At 54.6% G+C, this 19,513-nt stretch carries 20 protein-coding genes and 1 pseudogene; 8 read left to right on the forward strand and 13 right to left on the reverse strand.

The window, feature by feature from the left end:
* Nucleotides 1-68: 68 nt before the first annotated feature.
* Nucleotides 69-1,130 (reverse strand): annotated as a pseudogene (locus G556_RS10105) (LacI family DNA-binding transcriptional regulator).
* 116 nt (nucleotides 1,131-1,246) lie between these two features.
* Here G556_RS10105 and G556_RS0103610 point away from each other — a divergent pair.
* The 3 genes from G556_RS0103610 to G556_RS10990 all read left to right on the forward strand — a co-directional run bounded on the left by G556_RS0103610 (nucleotide 1,247) and on the right by G556_RS10990 (nucleotide 4,556).
* Nucleotides 1,247-2,641: a sugar porter family MFS transporter gene (locus G556_RS0103610; protein WP_028821791.1), complete on the forward strand. Its 1,395-nt coding sequence runs from the start codon at nucleotides 1,247-1,249 to the stop codon at nucleotides 2,639-2,641.
* Nucleotides 2,642-2,654: 13 nt separating this feature from the next.
* Nucleotides 2,655-3,608 (forward strand): carbohydrate kinase family protein, encoded by a 954-nt coding sequence (locus G556_RS0103615; RefSeq protein ID WP_028821792.1) that lies wholly within the window; start codon nucleotides 2,655-2,657, stop codon nucleotides 3,606-3,608.
* Nucleotides 3,609-3,686: 78 nt separating this feature from the next.
* Nucleotides 3,687-4,556, forward strand: a complete 870-nt coding sequence (locus G556_RS10990; RefSeq protein WP_051176633.1) for a serine hydrolase — start codon at nucleotides 3,687-3,689, stop codon at nucleotides 4,554-4,556.
* Here the strand turns inward: G556_RS10990 and G556_RS10995 are convergent.
* The gene (locus tag G556_RS10995) at nucleotides 4,546-5,259 is read right to left on the reverse strand and encodes a hypothetical protein (RefSeq protein WP_051176634.1); all 714 of its coding nucleotides are present in this window, start codon (nucleotides 5,257-5,259) and stop codon (nucleotides 4,546-4,548) included. The genes G556_RS10990 and G556_RS10995 overlap by 11 nt on opposite strands.
* A 73-nt stretch (nucleotides 5,260-5,332) precedes the next feature.
* Here G556_RS10995 and G556_RS10120 point away from each other — a divergent pair, with 73 nt between their 5' ends.
* Nucleotides 5,333-6,217 carry a serine hydrolase gene (locus G556_RS10120; RefSeq protein ID WP_051176635.1) on the forward strand — a complete coding sequence of 295 codons (885 nt, stop codon included), beginning with the start codon at nucleotides 5,333-5,335 and terminating at the stop codon, nucleotides 6,215-6,217.
* On the opposite strand, the gene G556_RS0103635 is transcribed toward G556_RS10120, so the two are convergent.
* From G556_RS0103635 to G556_RS0103675, 9 genes are all read right to left on the reverse strand, one after another.
* A complete protein-coding gene (locus tag G556_RS0103635) occupies nucleotides 6,214-6,777 on the reverse strand; it encodes an isochorismatase family protein (RefSeq protein ID WP_028821793.1) in 564 nt (187 codons plus the stop codon). The genes G556_RS10120 and G556_RS0103635 overlap by 4 nt on opposite strands.
* 110 nt (nucleotides 6,778-6,887) lie before the next feature.
* Nucleotides 6,888-7,910 (reverse strand): class II fructose-bisphosphate aldolase, encoded by a 1,023-nt coding sequence (gene fbaA / locus G556_RS0103640; protein ID WP_024111277.1) that lies wholly within the window; start codon nucleotides 7,908-7,910, stop codon nucleotides 6,888-6,890.
* 103 nt (nucleotides 7,911-8,013) lie between these two features.
* The gene (locus G556_RS0103645) at nucleotides 8,014-8,580 is read right to left on the reverse strand and encodes a phosphatase PAP2 family protein (protein WP_036915885.1); all 567 of its coding nucleotides are present in this window, start codon (nucleotides 8,578-8,580) and stop codon (nucleotides 8,014-8,016) included.
* Between the two features lie 47 nt (nucleotides 8,581-8,627).
* Nucleotides 8,628-9,812 carry a MalY/PatB family protein gene (locus G556_RS0103650; RefSeq protein WP_028821795.1) on the reverse strand — a complete coding sequence of 395 codons (1,185 nt, stop codon included), beginning with the start codon at nucleotides 9,810-9,812 and terminating at the stop codon, nucleotides 8,628-8,630.
* 9 nt (nucleotides 9,813-9,821) lie between these two features.
* Complete coding sequence (locus G556_RS0103655) at nucleotides 9,822-10,454, reverse strand: TrmH family RNA methyltransferase (protein WP_051176660.1); 633 nt, start codon at nucleotides 10,452-10,454, stop codon at nucleotides 9,822-9,824.
* 23 nt (nucleotides 10,455-10,477) lie between these two features.
* A complete protein-coding gene (locus G556_RS10125) occupies nucleotides 10,478-11,335 on the reverse strand; it encodes a LemA family protein (protein ID WP_081675502.1) in 858 nt (285 codons plus the stop codon).
* 81 nt (nucleotides 11,336-11,416) lie between these two features.
* Nucleotides 11,417-11,956, reverse strand: coding sequence for an orotate phosphoribosyltransferase (pyrE, locus tag G556_RS0103665; protein WP_028821797.1), 540 nt, complete (start codon nucleotides 11,954-11,956; stop codon nucleotides 11,417-11,419).
* A 41-nt stretch (nucleotides 11,957-11,997) separates the two neighbouring features.
* Nucleotides 11,998-12,606 (reverse strand): class E sortase, encoded by a 609-nt coding sequence (locus G556_RS11000; RefSeq protein ID WP_051176637.1) that lies wholly within the window; start codon nucleotides 12,604-12,606, stop codon nucleotides 11,998-12,000.
* 19 nt (nucleotides 12,607-12,625) lie between these two features.
* Complete coding sequence (locus G556_RS0103675) at nucleotides 12,626-13,435, reverse strand: spermidine synthase (RefSeq protein WP_051176638.1); 810 nt, start codon at nucleotides 13,433-13,435, stop codon at nucleotides 12,626-12,628.
* A 351-nt stretch (nucleotides 13,436-13,786) separates the two neighbouring features.
* On the opposite strand from G556_RS0103675, the gene G556_RS0103680 reads away from it, so the two are divergent.
* The gene (locus tag G556_RS0103680; RefSeq protein ID WP_036915891.1) at nucleotides 13,787-14,584 is read left to right on the forward strand and encodes a MurR/RpiR family transcriptional regulator; all 798 of its coding nucleotides are present in this window, start codon (nucleotides 13,787-13,789) and stop codon (nucleotides 14,582-14,584) included.
* On the opposite strand, the gene G556_RS0103685 is transcribed toward G556_RS0103680, so the two are convergent.
* Together G556_RS0103685 and G556_RS0103690 are read right to left on the reverse strand one after the other, a co-directional pair.
* Nucleotides 14,575-15,537: a ribokinase gene (locus G556_RS0103685; protein WP_028821800.1), complete on the reverse strand. Its 963-nt coding sequence runs from the start codon at nucleotides 15,535-15,537 to the stop codon at nucleotides 14,575-14,577. The genes G556_RS0103680 and G556_RS0103685 overlap by 10 nt on opposite strands.
* 21 nt (nucleotides 15,538-15,558) lie before the next feature.
* Nucleotides 15,559-16,566 carry a LacI family DNA-binding transcriptional regulator gene (locus G556_RS0103690; protein WP_016455190.1) on the reverse strand — a complete coding sequence of 336 codons (1,008 nt, stop codon included), beginning with the start codon at nucleotides 16,564-16,566 and terminating at the stop codon, nucleotides 15,559-15,561.
* Nucleotides 16,567-16,665: 99 nt separating this feature from the next.
* Between G556_RS0103690 and G556_RS0103695 the strand changes: the two genes are divergently transcribed.
* The 3 genes from G556_RS0103695 to G556_RS0103705 are packed head-to-tail and all read left to right on the forward strand — an operon-like array spanning nucleotide 16,666 to nucleotide 19,481.
* Nucleotides 16,666-17,406, forward strand: a complete 741-nt coding sequence (locus G556_RS0103695; RefSeq protein WP_024111230.1) for a glutamine amidotransferase — start codon at nucleotides 16,666-16,668, stop codon at nucleotides 17,404-17,406.
* 15 nt (nucleotides 17,407-17,421) lie between these two features.
* A complete protein-coding gene (locus tag G556_RS0103700) occupies nucleotides 17,422-18,423 on the forward strand; it encodes a DMT family transporter (protein WP_028821802.1) in 1,002 nt (333 codons plus the stop codon).
* An 8-nt stretch (nucleotides 18,424-18,431) separates the two neighbouring features.
* Entirely contained in the window at nucleotides 18,432-19,481 is a 1,050-nt protein-coding gene (locus G556_RS0103705; protein WP_028821803.1) for a phosphotriesterase family protein, read from the forward strand.
* Nucleotides 19,482-19,513: the final 32 nt, after the last annotated feature.

Here is a 19,513-nt window from a genome sequence, read left to right on the forward strand (position 1 = left end):
CCGACTCGAAGGTTCCCGCTAAATCTTTTCAATCAGCGAAAACCAAAAGCTTCGCATTGAAGTGTTTTTTACGCAGGTTTGATCTCACCAGAGCCTCTGATCTGGAACCCGGTTGGCACGGTTATCGTCTCCGCTGGGCGATAAATATCGCCGCGTAGCCTTGCAAAGAGACGCTCTGCAGCAATCCGTCCGATTCGCTCGGGGTCTTGTGTGATGGCGGTTAGCCCGATCTTGAACAGTTCGGCGTGTGGCAGATCGTCGAAAGAGACGACCGCGATTTGTTCGGCCATGTTCAGGTCTTTTAGCGCCCGCAGCACGCCTGCGGTCAGATTGTTCTGCGCAGAGAAAATCGCGGTGGGCGGCTCTGGACCGGTCAACAGCTCGTGTGCCTACATTCGGGCGGCCTCCTCGCCGGGCAGGTTTGACCTGACCAGTCCTGGCGCTATCTCGACGCCCGACTCCCCCATCGCCCGTTCGAACCCCGCGCGGCGAATCTGCGCGGTTTCGATAATGTCCCTGTCACCAAGAAAAGCGATGCGACGATGCCCGCCGCTGATCAGATGTCTGGTGGCGCGTAGGGCACCCTGGAAGTTGTCGGAGACGACAGCGTCAACGTCTAGCCCGTGCGGTTGGCGGTCGAAGGCAACGACGGGACGGTCACCCATCAGGTCGGCCAGCCACTTTTGACTCTTGCCTAGCGGCGAAAAAACCAGCCCATCGATTTGCCGGTTAACCAGCACCTGAGCCCTCTGTTTCGTCAGATTCGGGTCGTCGTTTGAACTTAGCGCCAGCACCGTCGACGAATGCTCGGCGGCGACCTCTTCTAGTGCCGCGTGGATCTTTGCGTCGAACGGGTTGGCCACCGAAGAAACCAATAGCCCGACCGTCCTGGAACGCCTGTCCGTCCTGCGCAACGCCTGCGCTTGGGGGTCGACGCGGTAGCCGGTTTTGTTTATCGCGTCCTTCACTGCCTCGGCAGTTTGCTCAGCAACGCCCGGTTCGCCATTGACCACTCGTGAGACTGTCTTGAGACTGACACCAGCCAAAGCGGCAACTTCCCTCATCGTCACCCGCTTGTTTTTCATGTGATCAAGTATGCCAGATTTTTTTGGCAACCTTTGCAACTCCATTGCACAGCGCCATCTTGTCCAATAATGTCCTGTTTGTAGACAACGTTGTCAAGCGGCACCGTCATCGAACTCAAATCCACTTATCTGCAGAAAATGCTCACCGCGAAAGGCGAATAATGACGAGTGAAGTACAACAACCTGCAAAGACAGGTGCGACCGCAATAGTCATCCGTAGCGCACTTGTCGCCTCCATCGGCGGCCTGATCTTCGGCTTCGACACCGCTGTTATCTCTGGCACAACGAAAGCGCTGGAACGCGTCTTTACCCTGGACAGCTTCGGGCTCGGCATTGCCGTATCCAGCGCAACTATCGGAACTATCTTCGGGGCGGTTTTCGCCGGCTCGCTAGCCGACCGCTTCGGACGCAAAAAGATGCTGTTCGCGATCGGCGCACTTTTCATGATCGGTGCGCTCGGCACCGCACTGACCCCGGCATCTGCTTACTGGTTTTTCCTCCTTTGTCGAGTGCTCGGCGGCATTGGCGTCGGCATGTCTAGCGTCTGCGCACCGATCTACACCGCAGAGATCGCCCCGGCCGCCCAGCGAGGTCGTCTCGTTGGCCTCGTCCAATTCAACATCGTGCTGGGCATCCTCGTTGCTTACGCCTCCAACTCAATCATTCGCGCGATCGTCAATAACCCGGACGCGTGGCGTTGGATGCTAGGCGTAATGGCCGCCCCGTCGGCAATCTTCCTGATTTTGCTGTTCGGCGTCCCCGAGACGCCACGCTGGCTGATGAGCCAAAACCGCGAAGACGAGGCAATCGAGATCAGTCGTCGCCTGTGCCGCACCGAGGAGGAATCCGACGCAGAGATCCAGGACATCAAGGTTCAGCTCGTCGCCGACTCCAAGAACAAGAAGGTACCCTTCTTCACCAAGCGCTACCGCAAAGTAATTCTGCTCGCGATCGCCATCGCCGCTTTCAACCAGCTCTCCGGAATCAACGCGATTCTGTACTACGCACCGATGGTCATGCAGCAGGCCGGCGCCGGCGAGGACATCTCTTATCTGATGTCTATTGCCGTCGGTTTCATGAACCTGATCGCCACCATGACCGCTCTGACCGTCATCGACAAGCTCGGTCGCCGCACACTGATGTTCGTGGGCTCCATCGGCTACCTCATCAGCCTCGGGTTCCTAGCTGGCGTCATGTTCGTCTACGAGGGCAACTTCACTTCCACGTCGTCCATTCTGGTTCTGGTTGGTCTGATGGTGTTCATCGCCGCCCACGCTTTCGGCCAGGGTTCCGTCATCTGGGTGTTCATCTCGGAGATTTTCCCGAATCAGGTTCGCGGTCGAGGCCAGTCGCTGGGCTCCACCACCCACTGGATTTTCGCGGCTATCACCTCGTTCGCGTTCCCGTCTATGATCGAATTGCTCGGCGGTGGATTCAGCTTCCTCGTCTTCTTCGCGTGCATGGCTTGCCAGCTAATTTGGGTTTTGAAGATCATGCCTGAGACCAAGGGCGTTCCTCTAGAAGAGATGGCCGACAAACTCGGCATCGAAAAGTAAGGTTTTGAAAATTATGACTAATAGCACCCAACCTGTTCTCTGTCTCGGCGAGGCGCTGATCGACGTCATCTCGCGCAAGGACGCGGAGGTCGAGGAGCATGTCGGCGGTAGCCCCCTTAACGTGGCGTGCGGAATCGCGCAGCTCGGCCACCCCACTTTGATGGGCTCGTGGTTTGGCGAGGACGAGCGTGGACGCATGATCGAAAGACACCTCGTTAACGCCAATGTTTCGGTTGTCGAGGGCAGCAACAAGGCCAAAAAGACCCCAATCGCCGACGCCCAGGTCGACGAGAACGGTCAGGCCACCTACGAGTTCGATCTGGACTGGCAAGTACCCGCGCTACCAAGTGCCGACGAGGTCTCGCACCTACATATCGGCAGCTTCTCGGCGACTCTTGCCCCGGGCGCTGCTGACGTCAAGAAGGCCGTCGATAACTCCACCGGCACCGTCAGCTACGACCCGAACGCCCGCCCTTCCATTATGGGCAGCCCAGAAGACGTCGTGCCGCTGGTAGAAGAGTTGATCAGCGAATCAGACCTGGTGAAGGCGTCCGACGAGGACATCGCCTGGTTCTATGGCAAAGAGACCCCCATCGAGGAGGTCATGAGGCGTTGGCTCTCGCTTGGTGCGAGCATGGTCGTCGCAACCCGCGGACCGTGGGGCGCATACGCGAAGATCGCCAGCGACCGAGACATGTTGGTCGTCGACCCGTTAACTGTCGATATCGGCGACACGGTTGGGGCCGGAGACTCCTTCATGGCTGGCCTGATTTCTGGCCTGCTCGATGCGGGACTGCTGGGCGGTGCCGACGCTAAGGAACGCCTGCGCAACGCCAGGCTTTCCGACATCCGCGGCGCGCTACACCGTGCGGTCATCACCTCTGGGATAACCGTCAGCCGAGCCGGCGCCTACGCTCCACGCATGGATGAGGTTGAGAAGGTTCGCTCGGTTGATCCACTGCTCTAGAGCGGGCTTAACAGCAAATTCGGCGGCTTAATCGGTAGCATTGAATTTGAATGCGGCGATAAGTCGAGGGGTGGGCGAATGCTCAAGAGAAGTTGGATAAATAAAAAGACACTGCTGACCAGTGGCGTCCTAGTGGGCGCCATTGTGCTGGCAGTTCTTTTTTCGTCGACAATTTTCAAAACCGTCGAGGTCGACTCGACGCCCGAGAATGGTCTTAATCTCTTCCCGACTCCGGTGGCGAAGATCTCGTCAGCCCCTAAGGTATGCCACGGCAAGACGATTGCTGCAGCCCCCAAAGATATCGAGGAGAAACTCGAAAAGATCGCGAAGGACCACAATGTCACCCTGGAGGCTGCCTGGCTGGATCCGGAGAAGGGCGTTGTAAGGATCGGATCTGAGGACAACCTGCCCGCCTGGTCGACGATTAAAGTTCCGATTGCCCTAACCGCCACGAGAATGGGCAAGGGCGAGGAGCTAACCCAACCGATATCCACGGCAATTCGGGTTTCCGACAACGACACGGCCACAGCCATCTTCGAGGCCTTAGCGCCATCACACTTCGAACGCCTACAGCTGGTGGACGAAACGCTGCAGTCTTGCGGCGACGAAACCACCAAACTGAACGGCGAGGCGTTCGGCATGACGCTCTGGGACGTCGCAGATCAGGTGCAATTCTTGTCTAAGATGCCCTGCGTCGATAGCTCAGACCAGGTGATCGAGGAAATGTCCAACATCACTGAAGGCCAGCGTTGGGGCATCGGCAAAGCCCCAAATCCGTCGTTCAAAGGCGGCTGGGGCGACGCTAACGGCGTACATACCGTCCGCCAGATGGGCTGGTTCACTAAGGAAAACGGCGAACGCGTAATCCTCGCGATCGCGACCACCTCACCCGATCAGGCGAGCGGGCAAGATGCGATAACCGAGATGGTTAAGGAATTTAACGCTTAATCCACACGACGGCGTTGTTACCGCCCGTGCAGATCGCCACCCCATCGGATGTGCTGCACGACATCGTGTAGTTCTTCTCAGTGGTTGGGCTGTAAACCTCTATCTCGCCGTCACCGTGACGATCGAATTCGCTGAACACGTTGTCGGCGAACGGGCAGCTGGTGAAGTCATTTACCATGATGCTGCTACTGCAAGATTTGGTGGCGCCCGTCGGTGGCCAATCAATGTGGCGAGTGACGGTCACTGTCGGCTCCGGATCCACCGTCACAGTGGTTTTTGCGCTAGCCGAGGGCACGTTCGCCGGTGAGGACTTCTGGTCGGAGCCGAAGAATCCGAATGCCATGAACGCCAGCAGGGCAATGATGGCAATAGAGACGATCACGATCAGAGCGATCAGAATGCCGTTGCCACCCTTCTTCTTCTGGCCGCTGCCTGGGCCGTACTGCCCTGGATACTGCGGAGGATACTGGCCAGCCTGGAACTGTTGGTTTTGCGGCGGGTACTGACCCTGCGGTTGCCCCCGAAACTGTCCCTGGGGCTGGCCGTAATAGGGGTCGTATTGTTGCGGCTGACCCTGCTGAGGGTAAGGCTGGTTTGGGGGCAAGTAAGGGTTTGGCTGATTCTGAAACTGCGGGGGCATCGGTTGGTTGTACTGGCCTTTATTTCCATTTCCCTGCGGAAAATTCTGTTGTTCGTTGGCCATGGTTATCTCCAAACTCCCGATGCCGATAATCTGTTCCGTATGGTAACAAAAGCAACCCGACACCAGGATATCCATGCGCGATAAATCAAAGCTACTGGCTGTGCTTGTCCTGCTATTGGTGGCCCTTTTGGGGTTGCTGCTTTTCGTGTCCTCGAAGCATATAAAACCAGAACGGGTTGAGCCGACGCCCGCTTCTCGCTACGAAACCGCTTCTGCGCAAACTAAAGAACCTGATCCGGCCCAGGTGATCGCGTGCGATTCGACGCCGCTGCACTCACCGTCGAACAAGAACCTGACGTCCGCCATCCAAAGCATCGCCGCAGACCGGGATGTGATGATCGAAGCTGCCTGGCTTCGAGAGGATGGTTCCGTCGAGCGGATCGGCGGCCAGGAAACTCTCCCTGCCTGGTCAACGGCTAAGGTGCCACTCGCGTTAGCGGCTACGGATGCGGGGCTAGGAGGTCAGCTCTCGGCCCAAATCTCTTTGGCGCTGCGGGAGTCCGACAACGAGGCTGCGAACGCGGTCTGGAACAACCTAGGAACAACCGACGCTGAACGAGCCAACGCGGTTACACAGGTTTTTAGGACAACTGGCGACGACACAACGGTTCCCAGCTATCGTATCCGGGCCGGATTCAGTGTTTTCGGCCAGACCGAGTGGGACGTCCACAACCAGGTGGATTTTTTGAAAAAGATGCCCTGCCTGACCGGCTCGGGACAAGTGATCGAGGACATGTCGAACGTATCTCCTGGTCAGCGCTGGGGACTGGGCACGCTGCCAGATGCCGTTTTCAAGGGCGGTTGGGGTCCCGACCAATACGGCTACGTCGTGCGGCAGCTCGGTTGGTACACCGGCGCAGAAGGACGCGTTCCCATCGCATTCGCAGTTCGCGCGGCAGATTTCGGGCAGGGACAATCCGTGCTCAACCAGATCGCTGCCGCCCTAGAGGCAAGCTAGCCGTTGTAGGCGACGCCTGCCTCGACGAATTCGTCGGCAAGCTCGGCCAGATTCTCCGGATGAATGGGTGCAGAAAGGCTACCCAGAACCGACGTGGTGAAGCCAGCCTTTGCCGCATCCAGTGCGGTTTGGCGAACGCAGTAATCCGTCGCGATTCCACAAACGTCGACGTCCTCGACGCCGTGCTCCCTCAACCAATCTTCCAGGCCCTGTCCCTCTGACGTGCCGCCGATTGTTCCCTCGAAGCCGGAATACGCGGCTTCGTACGATCCCTTGTCAAAAATCGCCTCGAAACCGAAACCGCGGATGGCCTCGTGTAGCTGCTGACCGTCGGTACCCACGACGCAGTGCGGGGGCCAGCTATCGACAAAATCCGGGTTGTCGGAGAAGTGCGAACCAGGATCGATGTGGTGATCGCGGGTTGCCAGCACGTGATCGTAGTCCTGAGACTCAAGCATCTTCGCTATCTTCTCTGCCACATCATTGCCGCCGTCCACTCCCAGCGAACCGCCCTCACAAAAATCGACCTGGACGTCCACAACAATCAACGCATTAGACATTTTTCCTCGCTAAAAAATCTGCTCGAGCCCGAAAGCCAGTGAGCCGTAAAAACAATTAGATACGCAAAAGGCGAGGCCCGCGAAACGAACCTCGCCTTTTAGCGAATTATTTACTTAACGCTGGTGCCAGCGGAACCCAGCTGCTGGCAGGACTCGATAACGCGATCGACCATGCCCTTCTCAGCTGCACGGCCCCACGAACGCGGGTCGTACATCTTCTTGTTGCCGACCTCGCCGTCGATCTTCAGAACACCGTCGTAGTTCTTGAACATGTGCTCAACAACCGGACGGGTGAAGGCGTACTGGGTGTCGGTGTCGACGTTCATCTTGATGACGCCGTAGCTAACAGCCTCTGCGATCTCCTGGTCGGTGGAGCCGGAGCCACCGTGGAAGACCAGGTCGAACGGACGATCCTTGCCGTACTTCTTCGCGCAGGCGTCCTGGATCTCCTTCAAGATGGACGGGCGCAGCTTAACGTTGCCCGGCTTGTAAACGCCGTGAACGTTACCGAAGGTCAGAGCGGTGATATAGCGGCCGTGCTCGCCAAGACCCAGCGCGTCGATGGTGTCGAAGCCATCCTGCGGAGAGGTGTACAGCTTGTCGTTGATCTCGCCAACAACGCCGTCTTCCTCGCCACCAACAGCGCCAACCTCGATCTCGAGGATCTGCTTGGCCTTGGAGGTTCGGGCCAACAGCTCACGGGCGATTTCCAGGTTCTCCTTTAGCGGAATGGCGGAGCCGTCCCACATGTGGGAGTTGAATAGCGGGTCCTCGCCGCGGTCGACGCGCTCCTGCGAGATGGCGATCAGCGGGTTGACGTACTTGTCCAGCTTCTCTTTCTGGCAGTGGTCGGTGTGCAGGGCGATGTTGACGTTGTAGTGCTTGGCTACAACGCGGGCGTATTCGGCAAGAGCAACAGCGCCGGTGACCATGTCCTTGATGTTCGAGCCGGAAGCATATTCAGCGCCGCCAGTCGAAATCTGGATGATGCCGTCAGACTCTGCCTCGGCGAAACCGCGGATGGCCGCGTTCAGAGTCTGCGAAGATGTAATGTTGATCGCCGGGTATGCGAAGCCTTTTTCCTTCGCACGGTCAATCATCTCTTCATAAACTTCAGGAGTAGCAATACCCATTGCTTCTTCTTTCTACTAGTTGTTTTCTAATCAAATGCTAGCTGCATGCAGCAATCATTCATCAGGATCTATTTTGTTGTAAGTCTCTCAAACACCGTGTCCCTCACCAGAGTTCGTCCACTTGACTGAGATCCATACCAAAACGGCCCCTAGAGTTGGCGCGGAGGATGCCGTCGATAATCTCGGGGTTTGCATCCAAAAAGATGATCGGAAAGCTGCGTCGCCCGTCTTGCCATTCGAAAACAAGGTTCGGGCCCGGGTTGAATCGCTTATCGACGGCTTTCACCAATTTGATCGATGAAAATCGGATTTTCTCACCGCTTGGAAACGCGACGCCCTCGTTGTCCAGCAGGAAGGCTGGCCCGGGGATGATGGACTTGGCCACGCTTCGCGCCCTCGCCATTTTCATGACCGACACAAGCGCCATCACCATCGAGTAGCAAAGCCCCGCGATGAGAATCCAGAAAAACAGTTCGTCCGATTTCGGCTTCCAAATGAAATAGAAGACGATAGTCAACACGATGCTGACGGCCAGCGAGATTAGTCTGCTGTTCATTTTCGAGCGCATATCAGCTGCCCGCTCGGCCATGTTTTTCTGCGTGAAACTAACCGAAAAACCAGGCATTTGGGCGGGCTGCGCCAAGCGCTCACGCATCAATGTCTGGCTCATGTCACCTAGCTTACCCTGTTTGACGTTTGCACCGAGAGGCAGGTTGCCTACGCGAGCGCCGCAGCCATCTTTTCAATGATTTGCTCCAACACCGGACGCGGAGTGCCGAAGCAAAGCCTTAGCCAGCCCTTGCCGACGTCTCCGCATTCTGCGCCATCGGTAAGCGCGACACCCGCCTTCAAGAAGTGTTGGCGCGGATCTTCCAGGCCAAGGCCGCGGACGTCGAGCCAGGCTAGGAATGTGGATTGCGGAGCGATCATCTTCACGCCGGGCAGCTTCTTCTCCACCGCTTCAACCAGATAGTCACGATTTCCACGAAGGTAGTCGACTAGATCGTCGAGCCACTCTTCGCCGTCGCGATATGCGGAGATCGCCGCTACGACACCGATTGGCGCGGACTCGTGGATTATGCCGTGACCCTGGCTGGTCATCCACCTCTGCTGCTCGTCGTTGGTGACGACCAGCTGGGCGCATTTGAGCCCCGCAGTGTTGAACGCTTTGGAGGCGGACAGCGCAGTGACGGTGTGCTGGGCTGCGCTCTGGCTGGTGGACGCGTACGGCACATGATTGCCGTCGAGCACCAGGGGTGCGTGGATCTCGTCGCTGAATACCCAACCGTTGTGGGCGTCGACGATCTTCGTGATCTTATCCATCTCTCCAGCCGTGACGACCTTGCCGATGGGGTTGTGCGGGTTACATAGGATCAGCACGTTACCGCCGTCTTTGAATGCCTGATCGATGGCCTCGAAATCAAATTCCCATGAATCTTCGGTTTGGATCATCGGGACCTGAATCAGCTCGCGTCCGCAGACACCGGGGATGTCGACGAACGGCATGTAACAGGGCGTCGGGACGATGACTTTGCCGTCGGGCACCAGATAACTGAGCGTCATGGTCAAGCCGGTCAGCACATCGGGCAGCCAATGCACACGCTCGGCAGGCACGCTCCAGCCGTACCGCTTATCCAGCCATTGCGCGGTGGCCACTTTGAGTTCTTTGCGCATGTTCATCGGCGCGTAACCGGTCATCTCTTTATCGATGAAATCCACGACCGCCTTACGCACCGGCGCGGCCAGACCGAAATCAGACTCGGCCACCCAAGCGCCGTCAGCTGGCTGGAACGCCGTCCACTTCAGGCTGCCCGCCTCTTGAAGTTCTTGGGCGTCCCTGGCATCCGCGCGCTCGGCGAATGTTCCTGGACGCTGGCTAACCGGCACAAAATTCTTAGTCATGACTTCCCTTTATTTTCCGTACTGCCACTGTTTCGACCATTCGTACATGGCTACGGCGGCCGCGGCGCCCGCATTCATCGAACGGGTGGAACCGTACTGGGTAATTGCCACGAGACGCTCGCAGGCGGCGAGCATCTCGTCGGTGAGCCCAGGACCTTCCGAGCCGAAGACCAGACAGCAGCGCTCGGGAAGTTGCGATTCTTCGAGCGGCACGTACCCCGGCAGATTGTCGACGCCGATTAGGGTCAGAGAATTCTGTTTGCAGAACTCCACGAGCGCGTTCTCGTCAGGAGCGTGATGAACATGGATATATCTGTCGGTAACCATTGCCCCGCGCTTGTTCCAGCGGCGCTTGCCAACCACGTGCACGCTGGAGACGTTGAACGCATTGGCAGTTCGCACGATGGAACCGATATTGAAGTCGTGCTGCCAGTTCTGAATGGCGATATGCAGCTCGGCGGGCGCCCACTTATCGCGTTGGGCGTCCAACTCGGCGACGATGGCGTCCATCTTCCAATAGCGGAACCGATCGATTACGTTCCGGTGGTCGCCCTCTGCTAGCAGCTCCGGGTCAAGCCGCTCGTCGTCGGGCCATGGACCCTCGTACGGGCCCACCCCGACCGTGGGTGCGGTCGGGTCAATTGGCTTCTTGTCTTCTTCAGAGCTCACTTTTCAGGGTCGACCTGCCCGTACGGGTTGGTGCCGCTGGCCGGTGGCTGCTTGTATTCGACCGAACCAGGAGCGGGAGCCTGAGAGCCGAACTGATCAGCGCTATAGCCGGCCTGCGACTTGGCGCCTTGATCGATTGTAAGTGACGAATTAGCGCCTGGGAAGCTGAAACCCTGTTCCTTGCTCATGGTGCTGCGGTCTTGGCCGGTGTAGCTGGGCAGCTCGCCAGAGTTCCTGGATTCGTCGGTAACGGCGTGGTCTTGCACGGAGCGATTGCCGAAGTCGACCGTCGGGGCCTGGCGAACGTTGGTGTCGCGAACTTCGAAGTAGCCGGCCTCCTTAAACCCACCCATGTTGGCCAGGATGTTATTCGGGAAAGACTGGATCTTGGTGTTGTAGCTGCTGACGACAGCGTTGTAGTAGCGCCTGCCGTTAGCGATGCGGTCTTCAGTCTCCTCCAGCTGGCTAGCGAGCTGACGGAAGCCAGCATCCGCACGCAGCTCCGGATAGGCCTCGGCGGTAGCGATCAACTGGTGCAGGACGCCGGTCAGCTGATTCTCTGCCGCAGCACGCTGCTCGCCACTGGCTCCCGCCTGTGCTGACTGGTATGCGTTGTTGCGCATCGCGATCACGCGCTCGAGAGTCTGGGATTCGTGGCTCGCGTACCCCTTAACCGTCTCGACCAGATTCGGGATCAGATCGTAACGGCGATTCAATTCGACGTCGATCTGACGCCAGGCCTGCTCAACCTGGTTACGCAGCTTCACCAAGCCGTTGTAGGCGCCAACGCCCCAGCCGATGATGCCTACGACCAAGACGATAAGTACGATCACAATTATTAGAACCGAGGACATCGGAACTCTCCTTAAAGCAGACGAAAATTCCAGCTACAAAAACTTTAACCGCCGCCACTGACAAAAAGTCGCGACGCAAAATTAAATATCGAGCTCTTCGACTCCGTACGCGTAGCGGTATTCCAGACCAGCCTCGCGAACTCTTTCTTCTGCTCCCGTGCTGCGATCAACCACGACGACAACCGCGACCGGTTCGCCGCCTGCCTCACGAACGGCTTCTACGGCAGTCAGGGCAGAACCGCCTGTGGTGGAGGTGTCTTCCACAACCAAAACACGACGACCCTTGACGTCCGGGCCTTCGATGCGTTTGTGCAGGCCGTGCGACTTGGCTTCCTTACGGACGACGAAAGCGTCCAGCCGCTCGCCTTCGGCTGCTGCGGCCGCGAGCATGGAGAAGGCGACCGGGTCAGCACCCATCGTCAGGCCACCGACGGCATCGAAATTTAGGTCTTTAGTGAGATCACGCAGAACGCGTCCGACTAGAGGTGCGGCCGAGCCGTCCAGCGTAACCCTGCGCATGTCTACGTAGTAGTCGGCTTCGCGACCGCTAGCCAGCGTCACCTTGCCTCGGACTACGGCTAATTCATTGATGGCTTTAAGAAGTGTTTCCCGATCAGTCATACCAAGAAGCATAGTCGCCAGGGCCGGCAATTTTTAACACGCTATCTAGCGCGCTTACCCAAATACTTCGCGAAACACACTGAGCGATCCCCAGTGGGCAGCAGATCCTGGCTAGTCGTCAAGGTCAGCATGGGCATGGTGGCGCGCTTGCCTTGCTCTCCAGGCACCTCATCCAGAACCCAATCGTCGTCGGAGTCGACCGTTAGCTGATCCGGCGAAACCACTACCTCGTACTCAAAAACCTCTTTGCAGGTCTCAAGCTGAATCGCATCGCCGACCTTTAAGTCGAGAAGATTCCGGAACGGCTCGCCGTTCGTCAGGCGATAGCCGGCGATAGCTGTGTTACCTACCTGTCCGGGAGCTACGGAGTCCGGGTAGAGCCCGACTCCCGCGGAGAGCTGGTCTCGTCCGACACCCTCCAGAATCGGATAGCGCTGGTCGCCGATCTTCAACACTCCGACGACACTCGGCTGGGTTCCTGCAGCGCAGGCATCATCGAACTCGGCGAGATTCTGCGCGATTTTATTTCGGCTCAGTTGATTACTGCCAATCAACTGCCAGGCAACAAAAGCCGCCACCGCAACCACGACGGCCACGAGCCCAACCCACGCCAAGCGCAGAACCCAAGACTTCGATTTCTTCTCTGCCACAAAACTAAGAATATCCGGATTAACTAAACCGCAGGATGCCGTGTTTGCTGGCCACCGGGGACGGCTCGGCGTCAGCATCCGTGAACGCTTCGGCTCCTGCAATGAACCGGCCGATCTTTTCCGAGCCGATGTATCTATACGGCCAGATGGCTTTGGTGGCTTCCTTTTTGATGTCGTCTAGGGGAATATCAGCCTGGCTAGCTCCGAGCAGCAGGTTGCCAAACCTGGGCTGGTTAAAGATCCTGGGTTCGGCGCCAACCACGACCTCCTTAAAGAGCCAAGCCAACCCCGCAACCACCCGTCTCGTCCAGTCGAATGGGCGCTGGTCTATGACATTCATTAGCAACAGACCGTCAGGCGTTAAGACCCGTTTAATTTCGGCAAAGAACTCGACGCTGACAAGTTCCTTGGGCACGCTCGCCGAGGAAAAGGCGTTGACGATTATTACTTGAGCGAAATCGTCTCTCATGCCAGCAATGCCGGCTCTGCCGTCCAGTGGACGAACCTTGATTCCAGACCTGAGCGGAAGCGGCAATTTTTCTCGCACTGCCGCGGTCAAGGCCTCGTCAGGTTCCAGAACGATCTGCGGGGAAGTCGGACGCGTCACGCTTACGTATCTAGCCAAAGACATTCCTGCCCCACCCACGTGAACGACGCGATGGCGCTGGCCTGAGGGAACTATCTGATCTAGAAAATCGGCCATTCTTTCCATGTACGGAAAAATGAGTTTCGTCGGATCTTCGACGTCCACATAAGACTGTGGGACGCCATTGATCTCAACTATTACCCCGTCATCTTCTTCGATGAATCTGACAGTATTTGCATTCATATTGTTAGCTCATTCACTTTTTCTTTTTACCTGTGTAAATAAGTTACAAAATTTTTCCTGATTTAGGTAACTTATTTTCCTAATCTCCGTTCCAAGCGATTCTTCAGCGTCTTTAGCCCTAAAAAGCTGTAATTTGTTGGAGATAACGCGGAGAATTTTCATTCGCTATGCCGCCACATATCAGCTACCGACGAGCCTCTGACTAGGGAGAATTGATCCAGTTATTTCACCAACTGGAATAACTATTCCATTTTTCTTTAGTTCCTGTTATTTTACGAATCACAGACGCCTACTTTTCACCCCCCCAGAAAATCTTGGAGTCTTAGATTTCATTAGTAGATCGGCCAGCAGATGATACCTATAACAGAACGCATATCGAACATTCTTCCTAAGTTACGCCCTTCCGAGCGTTCTGTCGCCGAATTGATTCTGCATAATCCAACTAAAGCTGCCGCCAGCACGATATCCGAGCTCGCCAAAGCCGCTTTCACATCAAAAACAACAGTAATGCGTTTCGCCCAAAGAATCGGGCTTTCCGGATACTCTCAGATGCGTTACCTGCTCGCTATTGAGGCCGGTAAGCGTTCGGGGCACGACTGGGAGCTGACGGATAAAGGGGCTGACGCACTATCTATAGACGCCAAACGGTTGGCCAAGCTGCAACTCGAGAACATTCGCGACACCTTCAACATGTTGGACACCAAGTCGCTTGAACGCGCGATCAAGATCTTAGCGGAAGCCAAACGCGTCCAGATCTACGCTCCAGCAGATTCGGCCGTGGTTGGCTTTTTTCTATCGCAGGTTCTCTCCGACGCCGGGGTCATTTGCGTCGTCTATAACGACTACAAGTCTGGGCTAGCCGCGGCTTCCAGTCTGATGGACAGCGACGTCGCCATCGGCATGACAGGCACCGACAACGTCGACAACCTGGTTAACTCCATCCGCTGCGCCAAGAATGCAGGCGCTAAGGCAATCGCGTTCACCACGTCCTACAATTCACCGCTAGCAAATGTCGTCGACGAAGTTCTCGTATCTGCGCCAGCGAGCGACGCCGATCTTTTCGGTGGCAGCGCATTCCTGGGTCAGATCGCCCTGATCAATTGCGTGCGTTCCGGGATGAACTTGCAGGCCGCCTCGTCTCAGGCCTGAGCCTTCAGGAATTCCTTCACTTCGTCTGCATTTCTGTACGAGGCCTGCGCGCCTACCTTTTTCGTGGCAAGCGCAGAAACCACCGCAGCGAGTTTGGCTCCGTCAACCAGGCTGTGACCAGCCGAGAGGGTGCAAAGTAGAGTGCCCATGAAGGAGTCTCCGGCACCAGTGGTGTCTACGGTTTCGACCCGAACCGCCGGAACGTCGAAGATTTCGCCGTCCTCCATAACCTTTGAGCCATTTGCCCCGAGGGTCAGCACCACGCGATCGCAATCAAGTTCGCGCATGGCTTTCTCCAGGTCCTCGCTGGATTCGGCGTCTATTTTGCGACCGCTGAGCACCGCTAGCTCGTGTTCGTTGACGATCAGCACGTCTACCTGTTCTAGCAGCGAATCCGGCACCTCGACGATCGGCGAATAATTCAACACGACCGTCTTTCCAGCCTTGTGGGCTATTCTGGCGGCCTCTTGGACCGCCTCGATCGGGGCTTCCAGGCACAGCCCCAAAACATTTGCCTCGCGAATCAACCGGCGCTTCGAATGGACCATTTTGGCGTCTACGGCGTTGTTCGCGCCCGCCGAATAAACGATGGTGTTCTCCCCCACCTTATCAACGGTGATCAGAGTGGATCCTGAGGGATGCTCGACGCGTCTAATGCCCAGCGTGTTGACGCCGGCCTTCTGCAACGAGGCGAGCAGCAGATCGCCATGGCCGTCCAGCCCAACCGCACCGATCAAATTGACGTCGGCGCCAAGCAGCGCACAGGTCACCGCCTGGTTAGCCGATTTTCCTCCAGGCAGAATGGCTAACGGACCACCAACAACGGTCTCCCCCGGCTCAGGAAGACGCTCGGTCTCGACCGTCAGGTCAGCATTAATGGAGCCAACCACGGCGACGGGCGCGCCGAGAGATTTTAGCAAATCAATATTTTTAGAAAAACCTTTAGCTTCCACAAAACACTCCTCTTTGAGTTTCTATTTTTGATTATTTATTTTTTCAACTGACGCTCTAGTAACTAGTCGCATAGGCAACACGGCATTCTCGAAAGAACGTTGATGAGATTGAGAAATTAGAGCTTGTAAAGCAGCAGTCGCCATTTCACTAACTGGTTGACTCACAGTCGTCAATCTAGGCGAAAGCCAATCACATAGAGGTATATTATCGAAACCTATAATTGAAAGATCTTTTGGAATATCCAAGTTAGATTCTTTTGCTGCCCTGATTAATCCAACCGCAATGATATCGGAACATGCAAAAACAGCAGAAACAGAAATTTTCTTATTTACCAAAGCAGGAAGGATGGATGCACCAAAGGCTTCGCTGTAAGGCCCCCTGAATACAAGATCTTCCGAACACGCAAGCCCATGAGCCTTCATAGCTTTACGGAAACCAAGCTCTCTCTGCTCCGCCGAGGATAAGCCTACAGGACCTCCTACTAAAGCAATATTTTCGTGCCCGTTTACTATTAGGTGACTTGTAGCCTGATAAGCACCATTAAGATTTCCAGAAACAACATAAGGAACTTTATTAAGAGATTCCGAACTTAAAACTATTTCATCAACCATAACGAATGGCTTATTAAAGCTAGTTACGTCGATAACCTCATCCAGCATATTGTTTCCCACATACAATATGCCATGAATTGAATCATTTTTTAAAACCGCTTTTAATGTAGATATTTCACTAGCCAAACCACCACCGGTAAGATGAACCGATATCTGCTTATTTTCAAATTTTGCAGCGACAACTATCTCATCAGCTAAAGACGCAAAAAAAGGATTAGTCAGGGATGGAACCAATAATGCAATTGAATTTAAACTCGGATCTTTTTTAAGACGAGGACTCCAACCCACTTCAGACATCGCATCTTGAATTTTTCTTGAGGTATCTACCGTGACATTCAGCTCGCCCTTGACATACCTAGACACGGTAGAAGTGGAAACTCCTGCCTTTCTCGCTACCTCGCGCAGTGACGCCCCCATAGAGATCCAATCCTTAAAAACCTTGCATTTGCAATACCAAACATATATCATACCTTTATTCGTTGCGTAACGTTGCGCAACATTGTCAAAGGAGACGATGTGTCAAAAGTATTATTGGCAGGCGAATCTTGGGTAAGTGACGTAACCGACCACAAGGGTTTCGATCCTTTCCCTCACACTCAAGTTCACATTGGATGCGAAAAACTTCTAGAAGTGTTGCGCAACAATGGCCATGAAGTTACTCATTTAAAATCTCACGATGTCAGCACGGACTTCCCGTTCTCTATCGACGAACTGAATGAATACGATGTTGTGATTCTTTCTGATGTTGGAGCGAACAGCCTTCTTCTTCCCCCACAAGTTTTTGAGGAGGGTAAAAAAACACCGAATCGGCTTAAAGTTATCCGTGACTGGGTTAGGCAAGGCGGAGGCCTGCTAATGGCGGGAGGCTACTTGAGCTTTCAAGGCTTCCAAGCAAAAGCAAACTACGCAGGCACCCCTGTTGAAGAAGCTCTACCGGTATCTATATTTCACTGGGACGACCGCGTTGAGACGCCTGAAGGTGCCAAACCACAGCTTTCAGCAACTGCACACACAATCACCGAAGATCTGGACGAATACTGGCCTGACTTACTGGGATACCAGCTATTAACACCTAAAGATGGCTCGGAAGTCTTGGCCACTATTAACGACGATCCTCTACTCATTACAACGGATTTCGGAGAAGGACGTTCGGTCGCATTCGCTTCAGATATCTCTCCTCATTGGGCTCCGGAAGAGTTCATGGCCTGGAACGGCTACGGGAAATTATTTAACAACATTATCAACTGGCTCAGCTAAGAAAGTGTGACAACGATGTCTTCAAATTCAAGCGTTGACTCCAAAAATAAAGATCAGAAAACAAACAGTTCCGGCAGTCTAACGGTAGCAATATTCACCTTCTTAACGGTTCTAGCTGGAATGCTAGGACCTCTTCAGAGCTCGGTGAACGGCAGGCTCGGCGTCGTCGTAGAAGACGGACATCTTGCCGCTTGCATCTCATTCTTCAGCGGACTGGTCGTAATGTTGATCATTGTCCTATCTCAGAAAAAACTGCGTAAATCTCTATTGTCGCTTCCAGGACATCTAAAGAACAGGGCCCTCCCCTGGCCTTACTTCTTCGCCGGTTGCTGCGGTGCAGTTATCGTGCTTTCAGAGGGAGTTTCAGTAGGCATGCTTGGCGTTGCCACATTTCAGACTTCGCTGATTGCAGGAATGGTTATCTCAGGAATTGTTTGTGACCGTTTAGGAATTGGTGTTGAGTTTAAGCAAGCACTAAATATTCCGCGTATCCTAGGGGCCTTGCTTGCGATCGCAGCAACGGTCCTTGTCGTGTCACCAAACTTCACTGCCCCGCACATGATAGGGCTAGCAGTGTTGCCTTTTTGTGGCGGTCTCCTTGCTGGATGGCAGCCAGCAGGCAACTCAAAAATCGGGTACCTGGCCGATTCTATGCTTGTTTCTATTACCTGGAACTTCATCGTAGGATTTTCAGTACTTACGCTCGCCTTTTTGGTTCGGATGGCTATTGGTAAGGCCACTTTCCATCTACCTACTCAATGGTGGATGTTTTTGGGAGGGCCTCTTGGGCTACTTTCAATCGCCTTGATGGCGTTGCTAGTGCGCAAGCTAGGCCTCTTACTGCTTGCTCTTGCATCTACAGCCGGACAGCTCATCGGCTCCATCTTGATTGATGTGTTCTTCCCTCAGTCAGGACACGTCATCTACACGGCGACGGTAATCGGCGCATGCGTTGCCCTGGTTGCAGCGGGAATTGCAATGGCGCCAACAAAAAAGATTAAAAGCAACGATTTTTAGGATCAATGATGAACCAGAAATTATCATCAGGACAGCTACAGACTGTTACAGGAATCATCCAAGCCGAAGAGATGGGTATGACGCTTGTTCATGAGCATCTCTTTAATGACTTGTCGTCTGTAGTAGATGAGCCCTATTTCAAGTTTTCCAATGAACTGGTAGGCAAAAAAGTCGAGCCATCTCTCATGTATGGCCTTAGACAAGACCCTTACTGCAACGCAGATAACATGTCGGAAAAAGATACATCTGATGTTGTCTTCGAGGTAAATCACTATGCAGAGCTCGGAGGCAAAACTATCGTCGATGCCACCGGGACTGAGGCTATAGGCCGTAACCCCAAGAAACTTCTCGAAGTGGCTAACCAAACTGGTCTGAACGTAGTTATGTCCAGCGGGCACTATTTAGAAAAGTTTGAAGGAAAGCGAATAACTGCACAAAGTATCGACAAAATTGCCGAAGGCATAGACAACGACATCAATTCTGGCGTTCAAGGAACAGAGATCAAAGCGGGAATGATCGGTGAGATCGGCGTGTCCCCATTCTTCACCGATGGTGAAAAAGCTTCTCTAACAGCAGCAGCCGTCGCTCAGACTAATAACCCAACAGTGGCTCTAAATATCCACATGCCTGGCTGGCAGCGTAGAGGCGACGAGGTATTGGATATCGTCTTCAAAGAAGGAGTCAAACCAGAGAAAGTATCGTTAGCACACTCTGATCCATCCGGATGCGACGTCGAATACCAGCACAGAATGCTCGACAAAGGCATTTGGTTGGAGTTTGACATGATTGGCCTGGATATAACCTTCCCTAAAGAAGGTGTCTCTCCTTCGGTAAACGAAACAGTTAAGTGCGTTTCCAGCTTAATTAAAGAGGGCTACACGGAACAGTTATTACTTAGCCACGATCTGTTTCTTAAACAGATGTGGACGAAGAATGGCGGAAATGGGTTTGCCTTCGTGCCTACAGTATTCATAGATCTTCTCAAAGCAGAGGGAGTAGGAGAAGAAGACCTTCACAAGCTACTTTATGAGAATCCAATCGCGGTTCTAACCAAATAACTAACCTTTTTTGGGGGCTACTAGTTAGTAGC

Source organism: Propionimicrobium lymphophilum DSM 4903 (genome assembly GCF_000423485.1).
In the GTDB taxonomy this organism is placed as follows: domain Bacteria; phylum Actinomycetota; class Actinomycetes; order Propionibacteriales; family Propionibacteriaceae; genus Propionimicrobium; species Propionimicrobium lymphophilum.

Coding starts and splice junctions, on each gene's coding strand:
- G556_RS0103610 (WP_028821791.1), top strand. CDS start 1,247: ATGACGAGTGAAGTACAACAACCTGCAAAGACAGGTGCGACCGCAATA.
- G556_RS0103615 (WP_028821792.1), top strand. CDS start 2,655: ATGACTAATAGCACCCAACCTGTTCTCTGTCTCGGCGAGGCGCTGATC.
- G556_RS10990 (WP_051176633.1), top strand. CDS start 3,687: ATGCTCAAGAGAAGTTGGATAAATAAAAAGACACTGCTGACCAGTGGC.
- G556_RS10995 (WP_051176634.1), bottom strand. CDS start 5,259: ATGGCCAACGAACAACAGAATTTTCCGCAGGGAAATGGAAATAAAGGC.
- G556_RS10120 (WP_051176635.1), top strand. CDS start 5,333: ATGCGCGATAAATCAAAGCTACTGGCTGTGCTTGTCCTGCTATTGGTG.
- G556_RS0103635 (WP_028821793.1), bottom strand. CDS start 6,777: ATGTCTAATGCGTTGATTGTTGTGGACGTCCAGGTCGATTTTTGTGAG.
- fbaA (WP_024111277.1), bottom strand. CDS start 7,910: ATGGGTATTGCTACTCCTGAAGTTTATGAAGAGATGATTGACCGTGCG.
- G556_RS0103645 (WP_036915885.1), bottom strand. CDS start 8,580: ATGAGCCAGACATTGATGCGTGAGCGCTTGGCGCAGCCCGCCCAAATG.
- G556_RS0103650 (WP_028821795.1), bottom strand. CDS start 9,812: ATGACTAAGAATTTTGTGCCGGTTAGCCAGCGTCCAGGAACATTCGCC.
- G556_RS10125 (WP_081675502.1), bottom strand. CDS start 11,335: ATGTCCTCGGTTCTAATAATTGTGATCGTACTTATCGTCTTGGTCGTA.
- pyrE (WP_028821797.1), bottom strand. CDS start 11,956: ATGACTGATCGGGAAACACTTCTTAAAGCCATCAATGAATTAGCCGTA.
- G556_RS0103675 (WP_051176638.1), bottom strand. CDS start 13,435: ATGAATGCAAATACTGTCAGATTCATCGAAGAAGATGACGGGGTAATA.
- G556_RS0103680 (WP_036915891.1), top strand. CDS start 13,787: ATGATACCTATAACAGAACGCATATCGAACATTCTTCCTAAGTTACGC.
- G556_RS0103690 (WP_016455190.1), bottom strand. CDS start 16,566: ATGGGGGCGTCACTGCGCGAGGTAGCGAGAAAGGCAGGAGTTTCCACT.
- G556_RS0103700 (WP_028821802.1), top strand. CDS start 17,422: ATGTCTTCAAATTCAAGCGTTGACTCCAAAAATAAAGATCAGAAAACA.
- G556_RS0103705 (WP_028821803.1), top strand. CDS start 18,432: ATGAACCAGAAATTATCATCAGGACAGCTACAGACTGTTACAGGAATC.